At 55.7% G+C, this 19,831-nt stretch carries 13 protein-coding genes, 1 tRNA gene and 2 rRNA genes; 4 read left to right on the top strand and 12 right to left on the bottom strand.

What is annotated here, in order from left to right; all coding sequences use genetic code 11:
- Nucleotides 1–10 precede the first annotated feature (10 nt).
- The 3 genes from E2F51_RS07425 to E2F51_RS07415 all read right to left on the bottom strand — a co-directional run bounded on the left by E2F51_RS07425 (nt 11) and on the right by E2F51_RS07415 (nt 4,837).
- Nucleotides 11–2,918, bottom strand: a 23S ribosomal RNA gene (locus tag E2F51_RS07425).
- Between the two features lie 229 nt (nt 2,919–3,147).
- Nucleotides 3,148–3,223 (bottom strand) — tRNA-Glu (locus E2F51_RS07420).
- Between the two features lie 73 nt (nt 3,224–3,296).
- Nucleotides 3,297–4,837, bottom strand: a 16S ribosomal RNA gene (locus E2F51_RS07415).
- Together the 16S and 23S rRNA genes with 1 tRNA gene alongside form the textbook arrangement of a ribosomal RNA operon.
- Before the next feature lie 547 nt (nt 4,838–5,384).
- Here E2F51_RS07415 and mdtD point away from each other — a divergent pair.
- The gene (gene mdtD, locus E2F51_RS07410) at nt 5,385–6,788 is read left to right on the top strand and encodes a multidrug transporter subunit MdtD (protein WP_134823131.1); all 1,404 of its coding nucleotides are present in this window, start codon (nt 5,385–5,387) and stop codon (nt 6,786–6,788) included.
- Here the strand turns inward: mdtD and rbsR are convergent.
- The 8 genes from rbsR to budA all read right to left on the bottom strand — a co-directional run bounded on the left by rbsR (nt 6,785) and on the right by budA (nt 15,214).
- Nucleotides 6,785–7,786 carry a ribose operon transcriptional repressor RbsR gene (gene rbsR / locus E2F51_RS07405; protein WP_209215495.1) on the bottom strand — a complete coding sequence of 334 codons (1,002 nt, stop codon included), beginning with the start codon at nt 7,784–7,786 and terminating at the stop codon, nt 6,785–6,787. The two genes, mdtD and rbsR, sit on opposite strands and share 4 nt — an antisense overlap.
- Nucleotides 7,787–7,789: 3 nt before the next feature.
- Complete coding sequence (gene rbsK, locus E2F51_RS07400) at nt 7,790–8,719, bottom strand: ribokinase (protein WP_134823130.1); 930 nt, start codon at nt 8,717–8,719, stop codon at nt 7,790–7,792.
- A gap of 57 nt (nt 8,720–8,776) precedes the next feature.
- On the bottom strand, nt 8,777–9,655 hold the full coding sequence (gene rbsB / locus E2F51_RS07395; RefSeq protein ID WP_053141027.1) for a ribose ABC transporter substrate-binding protein RbsB: 879 nt from the start codon (nt 9,653–9,655) through the stop codon (nt 8,777–8,779).
- Nucleotides 9,656–9,677: 22 nt separating this feature from the next.
- Nucleotides 9,678–10,646, bottom strand: a complete 969-nt coding sequence (gene rbsC, locus E2F51_RS07390; RefSeq protein WP_134823129.1) for a ribose ABC transporter permease — start codon at nt 10,644–10,646, stop codon at nt 9,678–9,680.
- Complete coding sequence (gene rbsA / locus E2F51_RS07385; RefSeq protein ID WP_053141028.1) at nt 10,643–12,154, bottom strand: ribose ABC transporter ATP-binding protein RbsA; 1,512 nt, start codon at nt 12,152–12,154, stop codon at nt 10,643–10,645. Before rbsA ends, rbsC begins: the two co-directional genes overlap by 4 nt.
- Nucleotides 12,155–12,161: 7 nt before the next feature.
- Nucleotides 12,162–12,581 carry a D-ribose pyranase gene (rbsD, locus tag E2F51_RS07380; protein ID WP_013200055.1) on the bottom strand — a complete coding sequence of 140 codons (420 nt, stop codon included), beginning with the start codon at nt 12,579–12,581 and terminating at the stop codon, nt 12,162–12,164.
- A 152-nt stretch (nt 12,582–12,733) separates the two neighbouring features.
- Complete coding sequence (gene alsS / locus E2F51_RS07375; protein ID WP_134823128.1) at nt 12,734–14,413, bottom strand: acetolactate synthase AlsS; 1,680 nt, start codon at nt 14,411–14,413, stop codon at nt 12,734–12,736.
- Between the two features lie 18 nt (nt 14,414–14,431).
- Nucleotides 14,432–15,214 (bottom strand): acetolactate decarboxylase, encoded by a 783-nt coding sequence (gene budA / locus E2F51_RS07370; protein WP_013200053.1) that lies wholly within the window; start codon nt 15,212–15,214, stop codon nt 14,432–14,434.
- 103 nt (nt 15,215–15,317) lie between these two features.
- Here budA and E2F51_RS07365 point away from each other — a divergent pair, with 103 nt between their 5' ends.
- The 3 genes from E2F51_RS07365 (at nt 15,318) to E2F51_RS07355 (ending at nt 19,227) form a co-directional block, all read left to right on the top strand.
- A complete protein-coding gene (locus tag E2F51_RS07365) occupies nt 15,318–16,214 on the top strand; it encodes a LysR family transcriptional regulator (RefSeq protein WP_134823127.1) in 897 nt (298 codons plus the stop codon).
- Nucleotides 16,215–16,413: 199 nt separating this feature from the next.
- On the top strand, nt 16,414–17,787 hold the full coding sequence (locus tag E2F51_RS07360) for a nucleobase:cation symporter-2 family protein (RefSeq protein ID WP_134823126.1): 1,374 nt from the start codon (nt 16,414–16,416) through the stop codon (nt 17,785–17,787).
- A gap of 87 nt (nt 17,788–17,874) precedes the next feature.
- Nucleotides 17,875–19,227 (top strand): 8-oxoguanine deaminase, encoded by a 1,353-nt coding sequence (locus tag E2F51_RS07355; RefSeq protein WP_134823125.1) that lies wholly within the window; start codon nt 17,875–17,877, stop codon nt 19,225–19,227.
- A 39-nt stretch (nt 19,228–19,266) separates the two neighbouring features.
- Here E2F51_RS07355 and E2F51_RS07350 read toward each other — a convergent pair whose 3' ends face one another.
- Entirely contained in the window at nt 19,267–19,665 is a 399-nt protein-coding gene (locus E2F51_RS07350; protein WP_013200049.1) for a YgiW/YdeI family stress tolerance OB fold protein, read from the bottom strand.
- Nucleotides 19,666–19,831 lie beyond the last annotated feature (166 nt).

The following is a 19,831-nucleotide window of genomic DNA, read 5'->3' as shown; positions in this document are numbered from 1 at the left end:
CTGGTGTTGTAAGGTTAAGCCTCACGGGTCATTAGTACCGGTTAGCTCAACGCATCGCTGCGCTTACACACCCGGCCTATCAACGTCGTAGTCTTCAACGTCCCTTCAGGGGCCTTAAAGGCCCAGGGAAGATTCATCTCGAGGCAAGTTTCGCGCTTAGATGCTTTCAGCGCTTATCTTTTCCGCACTTAGCTACCGGGCAATGCCATTGGCATGACAACCCGAACACCAGTGGTGCGTTCACTCCGGTCCTCTCGTACTAGGAGCAACCCCTCTCAATCTTCCAGCGCCCACGGCAGATAGGGACCGAACTGTCTCACGACGTTCTAAACCCAGCTCGCGTACCACTTTAAACGGCGAACAGCCGTACCCTTGGGACCTACTTCAGCCCCAGGATGTGATGAGCCGACATCGAGGTGCCAAACACCGCCGTCGATATGAACTCTTGGGCGGTATCAGCCTGTTATCCCCGGAGTACCTTTTATCCGTTGAGCGATGGCCCTTCCATTCAGAACCACCGGATCACTATGACCTGCTTTCGCACCTGCTCGAGCCGTCACTCTCGCAGTCAAGCTAGCTTATGCCATTGCACTAACCTCACGATGTCCGACCGTGATTAGCTAACCTTCGTGCTCCTCCGTTACTCTTTAGGAGGAGACCGCCCCAGTCAAACTACCCACCAGACACTGTCCCCACGCCGGATCACGGCGCCAGGTTAGAACATCAAACGTTAAAGGGTGGTATTTCAAGGTTGGCTCCACGCAGACTGGCGTCCACGCTTCAAAGCCTCCCACCTATCCTACACATCAAGGTTCAATATTCAGTGTCAAGCTATAGTAAAGGTTCACGGGGTCTTTCCGTCTTGCCGCGGGTACACTGCATCTTCACAGCGAGTTCAATTTCACTGAGTCTCGGGTGGAGACAGCCTGGCCATCATTACGCCATTCGTGCAGGTCGGAACTTACCCGACAAGGAATTTCGCTACCTTAGGACCGTTATAGTTACGGCCGCCGTTTACCGGGGCTTCGATCAAGAGCTTCTCCTTGCGGATAACCCCATCAATTAACCTTCCGGCACCGGGCAGGCGTCACACCGTATACGTCCACTTTCGTGTTTGCACAGTGCTGTGTTTTTAATAAACAGTTGCAGCCAGCTGGTATCTTCGACTGGCTTCAGCTCCGGGAGCAAGTCCCTTCACCTACGCGCCAGCGTGCCTTCTCCCGAAGTTACGGCACCATTTTGCCTAGTTCCTTCACCCGAGTTCTCTCAAGCGCCTTGGTATTCTCTACCTGACCACCTGTGTCGGTTTGGGGTACGATTCCGTGTTACCTGATGCTTAGAGGCTTTTCCTGGAAGCAGGGCATTTGTTACTTCAGCACCGTAGTGCCTCGTCATCACACCTCAGCGTTAAAAAGAGTCCGGATTTACCTAAACTCTCCGCCTACATGCTTAAACCGGGACAACCGTCGCCCGGCTAACATAGCCTTCTCCGTCCCCCCTTCGCAGTAACACCGAGTACAGGAATATTAACCTGTTTCCCATCGACTACGCCTTTCGGCCTCGCCTTAGGGGTCGACTCACCCTGCCCCGATTAACGTTGGACAGGAACCCTTGGTCTTCCGGCGAGCGGGCTTTTCACCCGCTTTATCGTTACTTATGTCAGCATTCGCACTTCTGATACCTCCAGCAGACCTCACAGTCCACCTTCGACGGCTTACAGAACGCTCCCCTACCCAACAACGCATAAGCGTCGCTGCCGCAGCTTCGGTGCATGGTTTAGCCCCGTTACATCTTCCGCGCAGGCCGACTCGACCAGTGAGCTATTACGCTTTCTTTAAATGATGGCTGCTTCTAAGCCAACATCCTGGCTGTCTGTGCCTTCCCACATCGTTTCCCACTTAACCATGACTTTGGGACCTTAGCTGGCGGTCTGGGTTGTTTCCCTCTTCACGACGGACGTTAGCACCCGCCGTGTGTCTCCCGTGATAACATTCTTCGGTATTCGCAGTTTGCATCGGGTTGGTAAGCCGGGATGGCCCCCTAGCCGAAACAGTGCTCTACCCCCGAAGATGAGTTCACGAGGCGCTACCTAAATAGCTTTCGGGGAGAACCAGCTATCTCCCGGTTTGATTGGCCTTTCACCCCCAGCCACAAGTCATCCGCTAATTTTTCAACATTAGTCGGTTCGGTCCTCCAGTTAGTGTTACCCAACCTTCAACCTGCCCATGGCTAGATCACCGGGTTTCGGGTCTATACCCTGCAACTTAACGCCCAGTTAAGACTCGGTTTCCCTTCGGCTCCCCTATACGGTTAACCTTGCTACAGAATATAAGTCGCTGACCCATTATACAAAAGGTACGCAGTCACACCACGAAGGTGCTCCCACTGCTTGTACGTACACGGTTTCAGGTTCTGTTTCACTCCCCTCGCCGGGGTTCTTTTCGCCTTTCCCTCACGGTACTGGTTCACTATCGGTCAGTCAGGAGTATTTAGCCTTGGAGGATGGTCCCCCCATATTCAGACAGGATGTCACGTGTCCCGCCCTACTCATCGAACTCACAATAAGTGCATTTTTGTGTACGGGAGTATCACCCTGTACCCTGCGACTTTCCAGACGCTTCCACTAATGCACAAACTGATTCAGGTTCTGGGCTGTTCCCCGTTCGCTCGCCGCTACTGGGGGAATCTCGGTTGATTTCTTTTCCTCTGGGTACTTAGATGTTTCAGTTCCCCAGGTTCGCCTTGCAACACTATGTATTCATGTTGCAATGATGCACCAAAGTGCACCGGGTTTCCCCATTCGGGTATCGTCGGTTATTACGGTTCATATCACCTTACCGACGCTTATCGCAGATTAGCACGCCCTTCATCGCCTCTGACTGCCTAGGCATCCACCGTGTACGCTTAGTCACTTAACCTCACAACCCACAAGCGTCCCGAAAGACACATTGCTGTTGTAAGCATTTGAGAGACTCGAACATATCGTTAATTTCATTCTTATTACGGAGAATGAAAACGACATGTCGTTTCAATTTTCAGCTTGTTCCGGATTGTTAAAGAGCAAATATCTCAAACGTGACTCGTCCTTGCGGAGAGAATCAGTTTTGAGATACGGGTTGATAATGTCTTTCACTCATTATCAGGAGATGGCGTCCCCAAGGGGATTCGAACCCCTGTTACAGCCGTGAAAGGGCAGTGTCCTGGGCCTCTAGACGATGGGGACTCTGTTACTGTTGCTCATTACGTTTTCTATCAGACAATCTGTTGTGGACACTACGCGGGAAAGTATCTTCAGGTAAGGAGGTGATCCAACCGCAGGTTCCCCTACGGTTACCTTGTTACGACTTCACCCCAGTCATGAATCACAAAGTGGTAAGCGCCCTCCCGAAGGTTAAGCTACCTACTTCTTTTGCAACCCACTCCCATGGTGTGACGGGCGGTGTGTACAAGGCCCGGGAACGTATTCACCGTAGCATTCTGATCTACGATTACTAGCGATTCCGACTTCACGGAGTCGAGTTGCAGACTCCGATCCGGACTACGACGCACTTTGTGAGGTCCGCTTGCTCTCGCGAGTTCGCTTCTCTTTGTATGCGCCATTGTAGCACGTGTGTAGCCCTGGCCGTAAGGGCCATGATGACTTGACGTCATCCCCACCTTCCTCCGGTTTGTCACCGGCAGTCTCCTTTGAGTTCCCGACATTACTCGCTGGCAACAAAGGATAAGGGTTGCGCTCGTTGCGGGACTTAACCCAACATTTCACAACACGAGCTGACGACAGCCATGCAGCACCTGTCTCACGGTTCCCGAAGGCACTAAGGCATCTCTGCCGAATTCCGTGGATGTCAAGGCCAGGTAAGGTTCTTCGCGTTGCATCGAATTAAACCACATGCTCCACCGCTTGTGCGGGCCCCCGTCAATTCATTTGAGTTTTAACCTTGCGGCCGTACTCCCCAGGCGGTCGACTTAACGCGTTAGCTCCGGAAGCCACGCCTCAAGGGCACAACCTCCAAGTCGACATCGTTTACGGCGTGGACTACCAGGGTATCTAATCCTGTTTGCTCCCCACGCTTTCGCACCTGAGCGTCAGTCTTTGTCCAGGGGGCCGCCTTCGCCACCGGTATTCCTCCAGATCTCTACGCATTTCACCGCTACACCTGGAATTCTACCCCCCTCTACAAGACTCTAGCCTGCCAGTTTCAAATGCAGTTCCCAGGTTAAGCCCGGGGATTTCACATCTGACTTGACAGACCGCCTGCGTGCGCTTTACGCCCAGTAATTCCGATTAACGCTTGCACCCTCCGTATTACCGCGGCTGCTGGCACGGAGTTAGCCGGTGCTTCTTCTGCGGGTAACGTCAATCGATAAGGTTATTAACCTTATCGCCTTCCTCCCCGCTGAAAGTACTTTACAACCCGAAGGCCTTCTTCATACACGCGGCATGGCTGCATCAGGCTTGCGCCCATTGTGCAATATTCCCCACTGCTGCCTCCCGTAGGAGTCTGGACCGTGTCTCAGTTCCAGTGTGGCTGGTCATCCTCTCAGACCAGCTAGGGATCGTCGCCTAGGTGAGCCATTACCCCACCTACTAGCTAATCCCATCTGGGCACATCCGATGGTGTGAGGCCCGAAGGTCCCCCACTTTGGTCCGAAGACGTTATGCGGTATTAGCTACCGTTTCCAGTAGTTATCCCCCTCCATCAGGCAGTTTCCCAGACATTACTCACCCGTCCGCCACTCGTCACCCGAGAGCAAGCTCTCTGTGCTACCGTTCGACTTGCATGTGTTAGGCCTGCCGCCAGCGTTCAATCTGAGCCATGATCAAACTCTTCAATTAAAAGTTCGATTTGCTGAAACAAGTTCAGCGGTGCTCAAGTGTAAAACGTCATAATGAATTTCATTATGTGTTCACTCTCAAGGCTTGATATTTTTTTGCGCCTTGCGGCGCTGATATCAATCCTGCGAGTGCCCACACAGATTGTCTGATAAATTGTTAAAGAGCGTTGCGGTAAGTGCCTTAGCGCCTTACTGCGAGGTGGCGTATATTACGCTTTCCTCCTTCAGAGTCAACTTCTTTTTGGGAAGTTTTTCTCCGGCGATTCAGCTTCCTGAATCTCTGACCCGGTGACTCGTAAGTCGTTGTTCCGTGTCAGTGGAGGCGCATTATAGGGAATTCCTGGAAGGCCGCAAGTGTTTCTCAACAAAAAAGATCTGACCGCCTCTTTTTTCATCAAAAGGTGAAAAAACACCCGTCTTACGCTGTTTTTAGCAGCTAAATGGCCTTTAAAAGCCCTTTTGCCCTTCCTGTAACCAGGTCAGCTGATGCTATTCTTTATGCATTGCAGGTTTGCCCTGCCAGCATTGAACATTAAAAAGGATGCTAAATGATAAAATCCGCGCGCAGTATGTCCGGACTTCCGTGGATCGCCGCCATGGCCTTCTTTATGCAGGCGCTGGATGCCACGATACTGAACACCGCCCTCCCTGCAATCGCCCAAAGTCTTAACCGCTCTCCGCTGGCGATGCAGTCCGCCGTCATCAGCTACACCTTAACGGTTGCCCTGCTTATTCCCGTCAGCGGCTGGCTGGCCGATCGCTACGGCACCCGCAAAGTCTTTATCGTCGCTGTCTCACTGTTTACCCTCGGCTCTCTCGCCTGCGCACTCTCGGGGTCGCTAACCTCACTGGTTGCTTTCAGGGTGGTGCAGGGTGTCGGCGGCGCGATGATGATGCCGGTTGCACGCCTTGCCCTGTTAAGGGCTTACCCACGGAGCGAACTGCTGCCGGTACTCAATTTCGTCACCATGCCCGGACTGATTGGCCCGGTACTGGGGCCGATGCTGGGTGGCGTGCTGGTGACCTATGCTACCTGGCACTGGATCTTCCTGATTAATATCCCGATGGGGATTGCCGGCATCATCTATGCCCGCAAATATATGCCGGACTTCACCACGCCACGCCGCCGCTTCGATTTCCTGGGCTTTTTGCTGTTCGGGATTGGGCTGGTGCTGCTTTCGAGCGGAATAGAGCTGTTTGGCGAGAAGATCGTTGCCACCAGCATTGCACTGGCGGTCACGCTGGGCGGCGTTCTGTTACTTCTTCTCTATATAGTGCACGCAAGACGCCACCCTACGCCGCTCATCCCGTTGCCGATGTTTAAAACCCGCACTTTCTCGGTAGGCATACTGGGCAATATCGCCGCACGCCTCGGGACGGGATGCATTCCTTTCCTGATGCCGTTGATGCTGCAGGTTGGCTTTGGTTACTCGGCGATCCTGGCAGGCTGCATGATGGCACCGACCGCGTTAGGTTCGATTATGGCCAAGTCGATGGTGACGCAGGTGCTGCGCTGGTTTGGCTACCGTAAAACCCTGGTATGGATTAGCGTGATCATCGGCGTGCTGGTTGCCAGCTTCGCCTTACAAACGCCGGGGATGAGCCTGCTGGTGCTCCTGCTGCCGCTGTTTGTTCTGGGGATGGGGATGTCGACACAGTTCACCGCCATGAACACCATCACACTGGCGGATCTTAATGATGCCAACGCCAGCAGCGGCAACAGCATGCTGGCCGTGACCCAACAGCTGGCGATCAGCTTCGGGGTGGCGGTCAGTGCCGCCGTGCTGCGATTCTATGAAAACTTTGATGGCACCACCGTTCAGCACTTCCATGCCACGTTCCTGACGATGGGTGTGGTCACGGTGATCTCAGGATCGGTGTTTTTGATGTTGAAACCCGGCGACGGAAGGCATCTGATCAGCAACCGGGAGAAAAAGAAGAAAGCCGCTTAACGCTCCCCGACGGATCCACGCTCGACCAGTTCCGGTGTCAGCACCAGCAGTTGCTGGCTGCCACCGGGCTCGGCCAGACGATGCAGCAACGTATCAATGGCCAACTCACCCAGTTCATCTTTCGGCTGATGGATGGTGGTCAGCGGCGGGGTCATATAGCGGGCCAGCTCGATATCGTCATAGCCGATCACCGCAATGTCCTGCGGCACCGACAGTCCTGCCTGATACAACGCATGATAAACCCCAACCGCCATCGCATCGTTGCTGGTAAACACCGCCTGCGGCAGCGGGTTGAGCGCCAGCAGTTGGTTCATCGCATTGTAGCCGCCCTCAAACTCCAGATCGCCAGCGACGATATAGCCAGGCAGCACCGGTAAACCCGCCTGTTTCATCGCCTGATGAAATCCCTCAAGGCGTAAACGGGCCGGCGTTTTATCCTGTGGTCCGGCGATACAGGCAATACGCGTATACCCCCGGGAGATAAGATGCCGGGTGGCCATTTCGCCGCCCAGCAGCGAGTTATCCTGAATAATGTCGCTGCCACCGTCAAAAGGGGACCAGTCCATCATCACGGAAGGGATAGAAGGATAGCGCGTCAGGATCTCAACCGACGGAATATGGCTTTCGGTACACATGATTAACAGCCCGTCGACACGCTTTTGCAACAGCGTCTCCAGACTGCGGTTCATGCGGTTTTCATCGCCATCGGTATTGCACAGCACCAGACTGTAGCCGCGCTCATAACAGCTTCTTTCGACGCCACGCACCACTTCCGAATAGAACGGGTTGCTGCTGGCGGTCAGCAGCATCCCGATGGTGCGGGTCTGGTTAAGCTTCAGGCTTCGTGCCAGGGCGGATGGCGCATAGTTAAGTTGCGAAATCGCCGTGGTCACTTTTTCCCGCACCGCGTCACTGACAAAGCGGTTGTTGTTGATCACATGGGAAACGGTGGACGTTGAAACGCCCGCCAGCCGTGCGACATCTTTCATGGTGGCCAAGTGCTACCCCTGCTGCTGCAAGAAGCTGTCGGTCTCGTGACGCCAGGGCACCGAAGGCTGCGCACCGGATCGCGTGACTGAAATCGCGGCCGCGGCGTGGGCAAAGCGCACGGCCTGCGCCATCGGCTGTTCGTCCAGTAAGGCGGTAATCAACGCGCCGTTAAAGGTATCGCCTGCGGCGATGGTATCGACCGCATCCCCCTTAAAGCCGGCAATGCGCTGCCCGTCGCCCTGCTCACTGAGCCACACGCCGCGACTGCCCAGCGTAATCAGCACGCTGTGGATACCTTTATCATGCAGAACCGCCGCCGCACGGGCTGCATCCTCATCGCTGTCGATATGGACGCCCGTCAGGATCTCGGCTTCGGTTTCATTGGGGGTGATCATATCCACCAGCGCCAGCAGCTCATCGGACAGCGGCGTGGCAGGCGCGGGATTGAGGATCACTTTGGTCTGATGCTGATGGGCGATTTTGGCGGCCGCCAGCACGCTATCAAGCGGAGACTCAAGCTGCATCAGTAACGCGCCAGCCTCAGCGATCGTTTTTTGGTGCTTGATGACAATGGCTGGCGTCAACGCCGCGTTGGCACCCGAATGGATGGCGATACTGTTTTCGCCTTCGGCATTGACGAAAATCAGCGCCACGCCGGTGGAGTCACCCGCAATCACTTCGACAGGGGAAACATCAATGTTGTCTTTATTCAGCTGCTCGCGAATACGCTGACCAATATCGTCTTCACCCACACAGGCGATAAACGCGATGTCAGCGCCGCTGCGTCCGGCCGCGACCGCCTGATTGGCCCCTTTGCCGCCGAAAGCGATTTGATAATGCTTGCCGATCACCGTTTCACCGGGACGAGGAAAGGTGTTCAGGTTAAGGATGTGATCTGCGTTGATGCTGCCAAGGACAGCCAGCTTACCGGGTGTTTTCATCAGGGTGTCGTCCAGAAAAAGGCGCCACCTGCAGGAGGTGGCGCGTGTCGTGCTGAATTATTTAGTGACCAGTTTCAGATCAACCGGGTTGATTGCCTGAACCTTCTGGCCCTTCAGCACTTTATCAGCGGTATCCACGCCGATAACGCCGATCTGCTCTGGCTGCTGCGCCACGGTCGCGGCCAGCTTGCCACCTTCAACCGCCTTCACGCCATCGGCGGTGCCGTCGAAGCCAACCACCAGAACATCAGATTTGCCTGCGGTTTGCAATGCACGCATCGCGCCCAGCGCCATTTCATCATTCTGCGCGAACACGGCCTGCACATCAGGATGCGCGGTCAGCAGGTTTTGCATCACGTTCAGGCCTTTAGTACGGTCGAAATCAGCGGGCTGGCTGGCAAGGATCTGGAAGTGGTGCGCATCGGCCGCGGTTTTGAAGCCTTCGCCACGTTCACGGGCAGCCGAGGTACCGGCAATACCGGCCAGCTCGATGATTTTGGCGTTATCGCCCAGTTTTTTGGCAAGGTAGTCACCGGCCATTTTACCGCCGAAACGGTTATCCGAGGCGACGTGGCTCACCACTTTGCCCTGGGAAGCCACGCGGTCGAGGGTGATCACCGGGATATTCGCCTGGTTCGCCATCTTCACGGCATTGCCCACCGCGTCTGAATCGGTTGGGTTGATCAGCAGCAGTTTGGTGCCGCGAACGGTCAGGTCCTGCACGTTAGCCAGCTCTTTCGCCGGGTTGTTCTGTGAATCCAGCACCACCAGGTTGTAGCCCAGCTTATCCGCTTCTTTCTGTGCGCCATCTTTTAAGGAGACGAAGAACGGGTTATTCAGTGTGGAAACCACCAGCGCGATGGTGTCTTTTGCCAGCGCGTTTGCGCTGACGGTTACGCCGAGCAGAACAGCAAGTGCAGTCAGTTTCATTTTCATCATAAATTCCTGTAGGGGAGAGTTATTTACTGCTTTTGTTATCTACCAGCACCGCCAGCAGTATCACCACAGCTTTGACGATCATTTGGTAGTAAGAAGAAACACCGAGCAGGTTGAGGCCGTTATTCAGGAAGCCGAGGATCAGCGCACCGATCAAGGTTCCCATAATGCGTCCTTTACCGCCTGCCAGGCTGGTACCGCCGAGCACCACGGCCGCGATAGCATCCAGCTCATAGCCGGTTCCCGCCGTTGGCTGAGCCGAAGAGAGACGCGCCACTTCAATCGTGCCTGCCAGCGCGGCCAGCATGCCGCACAGGGCATAAACGATGATTTTAACGCGGCTAACGCTGATGCCGGATAAACGGGTCGCCGCTTCGTTGCCGCCCAGCGCATAGATATAACGGCCCAGACGCGTGTGATGCAGCATGTACCAGGCCGCGAAGAAGACGATGGCCATAAGCCACACCGGCGTTGGGATGCCCAGCGGGCGGCCGATGCCGAACCAGCCAAACAGATCGGCATTGTCATTAAAGCCGGTGTTCACCGGGCTACCGTTGGTATAAACCATGGTCACGCCGCGCAACAGCAGCATCATCACCAGCGTGGCGATAAAGGCCTGAACCTTGCCCTTGGCGACAATCGTGCCGGTCAGCGCGCCAATCGCCGCGCCCAATGCCAGCGATCCCGCCACGGCGACCAGTGCATTGACTTCCAGGCCCACCAGCGAAGCGCCCACCGCGCCGGTCAATGCCAGCAATGAACCCACGGAAAGATCGATGCCCGAGGTCAGGATCACCAGCGTCATGCCCACCGCCATAATGGCGTTGACCGACGTTTGCTGCAGGATGTTGAACAGGTTATTGACGGTGAAGAAGTTCGGGCTGAGGCTCGACACAATGGCGATCAGCACGATCAGGGCGATCAGCGATTTTTGCTCCAGCAGCCAGCTTTTGCTGAAGATGCGGTTGGCACGAAGGGTTTGGGTACTCATAGTTTTGCTAGCTCCACGCTATGTTGCTTGCCTACCGCCGCCGCCATTAAGACTTCCTGCGTGGCTTGTTCAATGGGGAAGTCACCGCTCAGGCGGCCTTCGTGCATCACCAGCACGCGATCGCTCATACCCAGCACTTCAGGCATCTCAGAGGAGACGAGGATGATGCTCAGCCCTTCTTCTTTGAACTGATTGATTAACTGATAAATTTCTTTCTTCGCCCCGACATCGACGCCGCGCGTCGGCTCATCGAGGATCAACACTTTTGGTCGGGTCATCAGCCCGCGAGCGATGGCGACTTTCTGTTGATTACCGCCAGACAGCAGCCCAATTGGCTGGTCCATTGACGGGGTTTTCACATTGAAAAGCTGAATAAAATCGCCAACCGCCATCTGCTCTTCAGCGTGCTTCAGGCGTCCGCCTTTGTGGCTGAAGTAATCCAGCGCGGTCAAAGACATGTTCTCTTTCACCGACATGCCCAGCACCAGTCCATCGCGTTTACGGTCTTCAGAGATATAGACGATGCCGTTTTTCAGCCCTTCTTCAGGCGAACGCGTGGTGACGTTTTTGCCGTCGAGCTGCACGCTGCCACTGCTGCGCGGCATCGCGCCGTATAACACCTTCATTAATTCGGTACGGCCCGCGCCCATCAGCCCGGCAACACCCAGAATTTCACCTTTGCGCAGGGTGAAGCTGATATCGTCAACGCCCGGCCCGGTAAGATGTTCCACCTTGAGGCGAACCTCACCAGGCGCTTTATCCAGCCGCGGGTATTGCTCTTCCAGCTTGCGGCCAACCATCATTTCAATCAGCGAATCTTCTTCCAGGCTTTCCACGGCCCGCTCGGCAATAAACTGTCCGTCGCGGAAAATGGTCACGTCATCGCAGATTTCGAAGATTTCCTTCATGCGGTGCGAGATATAGACAATGCCGCATCCCTGCGCCTTCAGCTCGCGGATCACGCGGAACAGCGACGCGGTTTCGGTATCGGTCAGTGCATCGGTGGGTTCGTCCATCACGATCACTTTCGACTCATAACTCAGCACTTTAGCAATCTCGACCATTTGCTGGTCGCCGATCGACAGATCGCCCACCAGCCTGTGGCTGCTAAAACGCAGATTGAGTTTTTTCAGCAGCACGTCGGCTTCGGCGTGCATTTTCTTCCACTGGATGCGGCCAAACGCATTAACAAACTCACGGCCGAGGAAGATGTTTTCCGCAATGCTCAGCTGTGGGATCAGGTTCAGCTCCTGATGAATGATGCCAATGCCGGCTTCCTGTGACGCTTTTGGCCCGTTGAAGGAGACGTCATTGCCCAGCCAGGTGATGCGGCCCGCATCACGCGGATAGATCCCGGTCATCACCTTCATCATGGTGGATTTACCGGCACCATTTTCGCCGACCAGCGCCATCACTCTGCCCGGATAGACCGAGAGTGCCGCGCCGGAAAGCGCCTTCACGCCGGGAAAGGATTTATCAATACCTTGCAGTTGCAGTAAAGGTTGCATCATGGCCTCAGAAGGTCACGCCAGCGGTCAGGATGATATTCGCGTAGGGGGAACATTCCCCACTGCGGATCACGGCCTGACTACGCTGGGTTTGCTGTTTTAACTGGTGATGAGTGACGTACTGGATCGAGATGGTGTTTCCCTGATGTTGTTGCAGCAAGTCGAGCAGGGCTAACAGGTCGCTGTGAAGCTTGGGATTATGAGATTTGATCTCTTCCGCGATGATGGCACTTTCTACCTGCATCTCTTCGGTCACGGTGTGAACCACCTGCAGAAAGCTGGGAATACCGTGGGTCAGCGCCAGATCGATACGCTGAGGACCGGCCGGAATTGGCAAGCCCGCATCGCCGATGGTCAGACTGTCGGTATGCCCGAGGCGGGAAACCACGGACGAAATATCAGAATTCAGTAAGGTGCCTTTTTTCATCTTTCACTCCAGAGCGAAACGTTTCGCTGATCCGGAGTTTAAGAGAGGCAGGGGCGAAAACAACCGCCAAATCGCGAAATTGTGATCGCCATCGAAACGTTTCGCTGTTGCCTGCCTCGGGTTTGGCTTAAGGCTGGGATCGTGGCTGGAGGTTAGAGGATCTGGCTTAAATGGAGCTGGCCCATCAGCAAATGATTGTCGGCATAATCGACCGGCACCGCGACCACTGCAGGTCCCTGCACATCCATGGCTTTACGCAGCGTTGGCTCTAACGCTTCTGCGCTGTCTACCGCAAATCCGGCAGCGCCGAAGGCTTCGGCATAGGCTTTGAAATCGACCGGGCCGAATTTAACCCCCGACACCCGCTGATATTTCTTCTGTTCCTGCATCGCCACCATGTTGTATTCCTCATCCACCCAGATGATGTGCAGAATATTGGCTTTGAGCCTGACGGCAGTTTCCAGCTCCATACTGGACTGCAGGAATCCGCCATCGCCGGAGACCGACACCACTTTACGGCTCGGGTCGACCAGCCAGGCGCCAATGGCCCACGGCAGCGCCACGCCCATCGTCTGTTGCCCGTTGGAGATCATAATCTGACGCGCCCGGAAGCTGTAAAGATAGCGGGCAATCCAGATATGGAAGCTTCCCATATCCACCGTCAGGGTGACGTCACTGTTAATGATGTCCTGCATCGCCCGCACGATGCGCAGCGGATGCAAGGCAAACTGATTCAGATTCTGGCCCTGCAATGTCAACAGCTCCCGCTGTTGCTGGCGATCGTGCAGAATCGATGCGGCCTGTGAGCTGAGCTGCAAAGGCGAGGCAATGCGCGCGGCGAGTTTGTCGAGCGTTGCGGCGATATCGCCCACCAGCTCAGCATCCGGCAAATAGCAGTTATCCGCTTCCGCAGGCAACACATCGATATGCACCAGCGTGGCCGTCCCGCTGTTCCACATGGCCGGCTCATATTCCACCGGGCTGTAGCCGATGGTGATAATCAGGTCAGCCTGACGTAACAGACGATCGCCCGCCTGATTGTTAAACAAGCCTACCCGGCCAGCAAAGCGTGAAAAGTGTCCCTGACGGACGGCCCCAGCCGCCTGATAGGTGCTGGTGACGGGAATATGGCTGCGCTCCAGCAGGCGGTGTAGCGCATCGCTGTTTTCCGGCTGGCTGGCCATCAGTCCCAGCAGCAGAACCGGGTTTTTGGCCTGCGCAATCTGTGCGGCAACCGCCTCAATCGCCACATCCGGCGCGGCGCCCAGCAACACCTGACCTTTGCTGCTCAGCAGATTGCCCCGGGCCGGTTGATCGACAATATCCTGCGGCAGGCTGACAAAGGCACCGCCGCCTCTGCCGTGTTCAGCCTGGCGGAAGGCGTTGGAGATCACTTCAGACAGGGCATTGGCATCGGTGACTTCAACGGCATATTTGGTGACCGGACGAAACATGGCAACGGTGTCCATGCTCTGATGCACCTGTTTTGCACTGTCCGCGCGCTTCACCGCGCCGCCCAGCGCCACCACCGGATCGCCTTCACTGGTGGCGGTGGCCATACCGGTGATCAGGTTCGAGCAACCGGGGCCGGAGGTGACCAGCGCCACGCCCGCGTTGCCGGTCAGCCGTCCTACCGCCGCCGCCATAAAGGCAGCATTGGCTTCATGGCGCACCGGGATGGTCTGGATAGTGGAGTCCACCAGCGAATCAAAGACCTTATCGATTTTGGCGCCCGGAATACCAAAGACCTGCTTCACGCCCTGAGCTTCCAGCTGCGCCACGACCAGATCGGCGCCATGCTGCCATAGCTGAGTATCGGTTGGATTTTTCATCATGACTCCTTAGGGGAATTAGCTCTCAACGGAACGAATGGCCGAATCCAGATCGTCGGGATTCAGGTTGGCTTGCAGAAAGTCGTTATCTTTTGGCAGGTCGATCACCAGTTTGCTGATCGCACCGAAGGTCAGCACCCCTTCCTCCAGCCGGTAATCCAGCAGATGGCCGCCACCCTGACGGTCATCGGTAATAAAGTGCTCGTGGTAACCCGCCACGTTGATGCCCTGCATATATTGCGGCGTGCGGAAACCAATCAGCACGCCGTTGCGCTCGCTAAAGTGAAAGGTGGGTTGCTGACCGAGCACTTCGGGCATGCTGCGATAAGGACGATGCTGGCACGGCACGGTGCGGGTCTGCGCCTCCGAGAAACGGCCGTCGATGCGCAGTGCGCAGAACTGGTTATCGGAGGTGACCTGACTGTCGATATAGTCGTGAATCTGCTGACGACCCACCGGCCGATCGAAATGATGGCGATGCTGCGGACGGAAGAAGGTCATCACCGCAAAGGGGGTTTTCTGCTGAGGAGAGGCTTCGCGCGCGCTGCCGTCAGCGCGTAACTGATAGACCTCGCGATCGAAGGCAATCAGTTCGCCGTCCAGCTGGTTGAAAGTGCCGAGGCCGAAGTCCCCTTTTTTCAGCAGGTCGGCGACGGTGATGTTGCCCTCGTAAACCCCACTCAGCAACGCGCTCATCAGAGAGGTCTGATAGATTACGCTTTCTGGCTTATGCTGCTGCAATGCGCTGACGGTAGAGGCCAACTCTTGTTCGCATAAACAGTCAGTTGCAGAATTTTTCATGGCATCCTCTTGGCTAAAAGGTTAAGAATCATTAACAGGATGTTGACTCGATTCAGTGCCGGATACCAATATAGGGAAGCCTTCACTTTGAGACGTTTTTGATATGGAACTCCGTCACCTGCGCTATTTTGTGGCCGTTGCCCAGACCCACAACTTCACCCGCGCGGCCGAACTGCTTGGGATTTCCCAACCGCCTCTGAGCCAGCAAATCCTTCGCCTTGAGCGCGAAATTGGCCTGCCGTTGTTGAAACGACTGACCCGCAGCGTTGAGCTGACCGAAGCCGGAGAGGCCTTTTATCAGGATGCCTGCCAGATCCTCGAACTCAGTGGTCATGCGCTGGAGAAAGCCAAAGGCATTGCGCGCGGCACCCGGGGACGACTTTCCCTCGGTTTCGCCAGCTCGGTGGCGTTTCATGGTTCGGTATTCAGCCTGCTCAGGGAGTTTCAGCATCGCTACCCGGATATGGAGATGATCACCGGCGAGCAGAATATGGCGACGCTGCTGCATAACCTGCAGGAAGGATTGCTGGATGCGGCCTTTGTGCGCCTGCCGTGTGAAAGCAGCAAAGCCTTTAATTTGAAGGTCATCGCCAGTGAAAAAATGCTGGCGGTGTTGCCGCCGGGCCATGCGCTGGCGGGCAAGGCATCCCTGTCGCTGCAGCAGCTGGCGGAGGATCCGCTGATCCTCTTTCCGCAGGAAGTGGCGCCCAGCCTGTATGAGATGATCATCAGCGCCTGTCTGCGGGCCGGATTTCAGCCGCGCACCGGCCAACAGGCACCGCAAATCGCTTCCGCCATCGGGCTGGTGGCCAGTGGGTTTGGCTATACCCTCGTGCCGGAATCGCTGGGCTGCATTCGCCATCCGGACGTCACGCTGCATGCCATTGATGATGCGGTGCTTAACAGCGATATCGCCCTGGCCTGGCGACGGCTGGATCGATCGCCGGCGGTGCTGCATCTGGTGGCCACCCTCAATGAGATTCAGCCGGGCACGCGCTGAGAATGTGCCATTTTGGTGCGTATTTGCCGGCTTGGATCGCACCATTTAGGTTCACGTAAAAACATCGTGAAACTTTCGGATCATCCGATTCAAGAAAAAAGCCCTTACCTATCAGATAATAAAAAACCACCGCATCATTTACTGCACTCTGGCGTGTTTCATGCATGAGACAAAGTCTGCCGATCCATGGAGTGTAGTTATGTCTGCTAATGAACCTTCTGATTTGATTTATGGCCTTGAGGAGAAACCCACTCCGACGGTCGCGCTGTTTACCGCGTTACAGCATGTGCTGGCGAGTCTGGTGGGCGTGATTACACCACCGTTGATTATCGGTACGGTGTTGGGCCTCAATGCCTGGCTGCCTTATCTGATCAGCATGTCGCTGTTTGTCTCCGGCCTTGGCACCTTTATTCAGGCTCGCCGGATAAGGCATATCGGTGCCGGGATGATTTGCCTGCAGGGCACCAGCTTTGCCTTTCTGGCGGTGATTCTGGCGGCCGGATTCAGCGTGAAAAATCGCGGCGGCAGCCCGGAAGATGTGATGGCGATGATTTTCGGCCTGACCACGGTTGCGGCCTTTATTCCGATGATCGTCAGCCGTTTTCTGGGCCAGATCCGCCGCCTGATCACCCCGTTAATCAGTGGCACCGTGGTGTGCCTGATTGGCATCAGCTTGATTAAGGTCAGCATCACCGACTGGGGCGGCGGTCATAACGCGGCAAACTTCGGTTCGGTACCTAACCTGTTGCTGGGTTTGCTGACGCTGGCCACCATCGTGCTGTTCAGCCACGCGCGCAACCGCTGGCTGCGTCTCTCTGCGGTGATCCTCGGTATGGCCGTTGGCTGCGTGGCCGCTGCGCTGAGCGGCAATCTGACCCTGCATCCGTTCACCGAATCCTGGATTGCCGTGCCACAGCCCTATCGCTTCGGCTTCCAGTTCGATTTCTCGCTGTTTCTGCCGATTGCGCTGATTTCGTTAATCAGTATTCTTGAAGCGGTCGGTGATCTGACGGCGAACTGCCTGCTGTCACGCCAGCCCGTTGAAGGGGAAAGCTACGTCAGACGTTTAAAGGGCGGCATTCTGGCGGATGGCGTCAGCTGCATGCTGGCAGCCATCTTCTCGGCGCTGCCCAGCACTACCTTTGCGCAGAATAATGGCGTGATCCAGATGACTGGCGTCGCCAGCCGCTATGTCGGCATGTGGATTGGCTGCCTGCTGGCGTTACTGGGCTTGTTCCCGGCGTTTGGCGCGGTGGTCCAGCAAATCCCGGCACCGGTTTTAGGCGGCGCGACGCTGGTGATGTTTGGTAGCGTACTGGCCGCTGGCATCCGCATCATGACCCAATCGCCGTTGACCCGCCGCGACATGATGATCATTGCCGTCTCGTTTGGCATTGGCCTCGGCATCGAAGCGCAACCTGAATTCCTCAGCCATTTACCGAAGGTTTTTGCTAACCTGTTTGGCTCAGCGATTAGCGCGGGTGGCATTGTTGCCATCGTGCTGAACCTGGTGTTGCCGTCCGACACCGCGGTACGTCAGACCCGCGAAAGCAAACTGGCAACGGAAAAATAGTCTTGTAACGCGTACGCGCTCCCTGGATCAGCAGACAGGGTATAACTGAGCTGGCTTATCTTATTCTTTATAAAGGAGAAGCTGGCTATGCCCGCACACCGTATTTGGGTGAAAAACCCGCTTGCCATTTTTACCCCTGAAGACACCGATGGACGAGGTGGACTGGTCATTGAAGATCGGGTGATCACTGAAATCCTGGCTTCAGGCCAACACCCTTCCCAGCCCTGCGATGAGATCAAAGACGCCAGCCAGCACGTGGTGCTGCCGGGTTTGATCAACACGCATCATCATTTTTACCAAACCCTGACCCGAGCCTGGGCACCCGTCGTCAATCAGCCGCTGTTTCCCTGGCTGAAAACGCTCTATCCGGTGTGGGCAAAACTGAAGCCCGATGCGCTGGCGCTGGCCAGCAAAGTGGCAATGGCGGAACTGTTGCTGTCTGGCTGCACCACCGCCAGCGATCATCACTATCTTTTTCCCGACGGACTGGAAGAGGCGATTGATGTGCAGGTTGAGGTGGTGAAAGAGCTGGGCATGCGGGCGCTGTTAACCCGTGGCTCGATGAGTCTCGGCGAAGACCAGGGCGGCCTGCCGCCTCAGCACACGGTGCAGACGGGTGAAGCTATTCTCGAAGACAGCGTGCGGCTGATTAAGCGCTACCACCAGCGCGGCGCCGGCGCACAAATACAGATTGCCCTGGCGCCCTGTTCTCCGTTCTCGGTTACCGAAGAGATCATGGTTGAAAGCGCAAAGCTGGCCGGGCAGTGGGATGTCCGTCTGCACACTCATCTGGCCGAAACGCTGGATGAAGAGCAATTCTGTCTGGATCGTTTTGGCCTGCGCACCGTGGATTATCTGGAGAAGGTGGGCTGGCTGGGGCCACGCACCTGGCTGGCGCACGGTATTCATTTTAATCCTGATGAAATAACCCGCCTCGGCGCGGCCGGAACCGGCATCTGCCACTGTCCGGTGTCCAATATGCGGCTTGCTTCGGGTATCTGCCCGACGCTGGATTTGGAACAGGCTGGCGCAACCATAGGGTTGGGCGTGGACGGTTCCGCCTCTAACGATGCCTCCAACCTGATGTATGAAACCCGTCAGGCGCTCTATTTACAGCGGCTGCGCTACGGCGCTGAGCGCATCACACCGCAAAAAGTGCTCGGCTGGGCGACTCGCGGATCGGCGCGTTTATTAGGGCGTGAGGATATTGGTGAGATACGGGTCGGCATGCAGGCCGATCTGGCGCTGTTTAAAATGGATGAATTACGGTTCAGCGGCAGCCACGATCCGATTGCCGCCTTAATTCTGTGTGGCGCGGAGCGAGCTGATTACGTGATGGTGGGCGGTCAGTGGCGGGTGATTGATGGCGTTATTCCGGGTCTGGATATTGCCTCGTTGATTGCTCAACATCGTAAGGCTGCCAGTGCATTGGTCAGCTAAATAACGCGCGGCGGGGATCGCTGTCCCCGCCGCTGCCTATTATCCCTGAACTTTACGGATCTGTTTTACGTCCAGTTCAACCGAGTTGAAGTCTTTATCAATCTTGCCCTGAAGCTCGACGTTATCTTTCGGCGAAATGGTCTGGCCTTCCCAGCGCTTATGATCAATCTCAACCTTCATCGTGCCGGTGGCATCGCGGAACTGATAATCCTCATCACCAATACGCTTTTCAATGTTGCCGCGCATGGTTACCCAGGCATCATCCTTCATATCCTGCGCCTGTTTAACGGTGGCTACCGTGCCGTTTGGTCCGGAAAAGCCGCCTTTCTGCACCTGGGCAGTGGGGGCATTTGGGTCAACAAACCCACCGGTCTGAGCAGCAAGAACAGGCATTGAAACCAGCGCGGTAATGGCTAATAAAGCAGCGGTCTTTTTCATATTGTCACCTTTATTCCTTGGAGGTTCGGCAGTAATAAATAGTGCCTCGTTTGTCTCTTCGGGAGCTATTAAAGCAAAGGGTTCTTAACAGGTTCTTAAGAACCTCGCGGCCCGCTTAATATTTATCAAAATTGGCGAAAAAACGCGAATTCCGGCGTTCTGCGCT

Origin of the sequence: Erwinia sp. QL-Z3, from assembly GCF_004551645.1 — a bacterium.
Taxonomy (GTDB): domain Bacteria; phylum Pseudomonadota; class Gammaproteobacteria; order Enterobacterales; family Enterobacteriaceae; genus Erwinia; species Erwinia billingiae.
This window is presented reverse-complemented; position numbering and strand designations above follow the sequence as displayed.

Bases quoted from the DNA above. Each gene is read 5' to 3' on its own strand.
- rbsD (WP_013200055.1), bottom strand. From the start codon at position 12,581: ATGAAAAAAGGCACCTTACTGAATTCTGATATTTCGTCCGTGGTTTCC.
- rbsC (WP_134823129.1), bottom strand. From the start codon at position 10,646: ATGAGTACCCAAACCCTTCGTGCCAACCGCATCTTCAGCAAAAGCTGG.
- rbsK (WP_134823130.1), bottom strand. From the start codon at position 8,719: ATGAAAACACCCGGTAAGCTGGCTGTCCTTGGCAGCATCAACGCAGAT.
- E2F51_RS07360 (WP_134823126.1), top strand. From the start codon at position 16,414: ATGTCTGCTAATGAACCTTCTGATTTGATTTATGGCCTTGAGGAGAAA.
- budA (WP_013200053.1), bottom strand. From the start codon at position 15,214: ATGAAAAATTCTGCAACTGACTGTTTATGCGAACAAGAGTTGGCCTCT.
- E2F51_RS07355 (WP_134823125.1), top strand. From the start codon at position 17,875: ATGCCCGCACACCGTATTTGGGTGAAAAACCCGCTTGCCATTTTTACC.
- E2F51_RS07365 (WP_134823127.1), top strand. From the start codon at position 15,318: ATGGAACTCCGTCACCTGCGCTATTTTGTGGCCGTTGCCCAGACCCAC.
- rbsA (WP_053141028.1), bottom strand. From the start codon at position 12,154: ATGCAACCTTTACTGCAACTGCAAGGTATTGATAAATCCTTTCCCGGC.
- mdtD (WP_134823131.1), top strand. From the start codon at position 5,385: ATGATAAAATCCGCGCGCAGTATGTCCGGACTTCCGTGGATCGCCGCC.
- E2F51_RS07350 (WP_013200049.1), bottom strand. From the start codon at position 19,665: ATGAAAAAGACCGCTGCTTTATTAGCCATTACCGCGCTGGTTTCAATG.
- rbsB (WP_053141027.1), bottom strand. From the start codon at position 9,655: ATGAAAATGAAACTGACTGCACTTGCTGTTCTGCTCGGCGTAACCGTC.
- alsS (WP_134823128.1), bottom strand. From the start codon at position 14,413: ATGAAAAATCCAACCGATACTCAGCTATGGCAGCATGGCGCCGATCTG.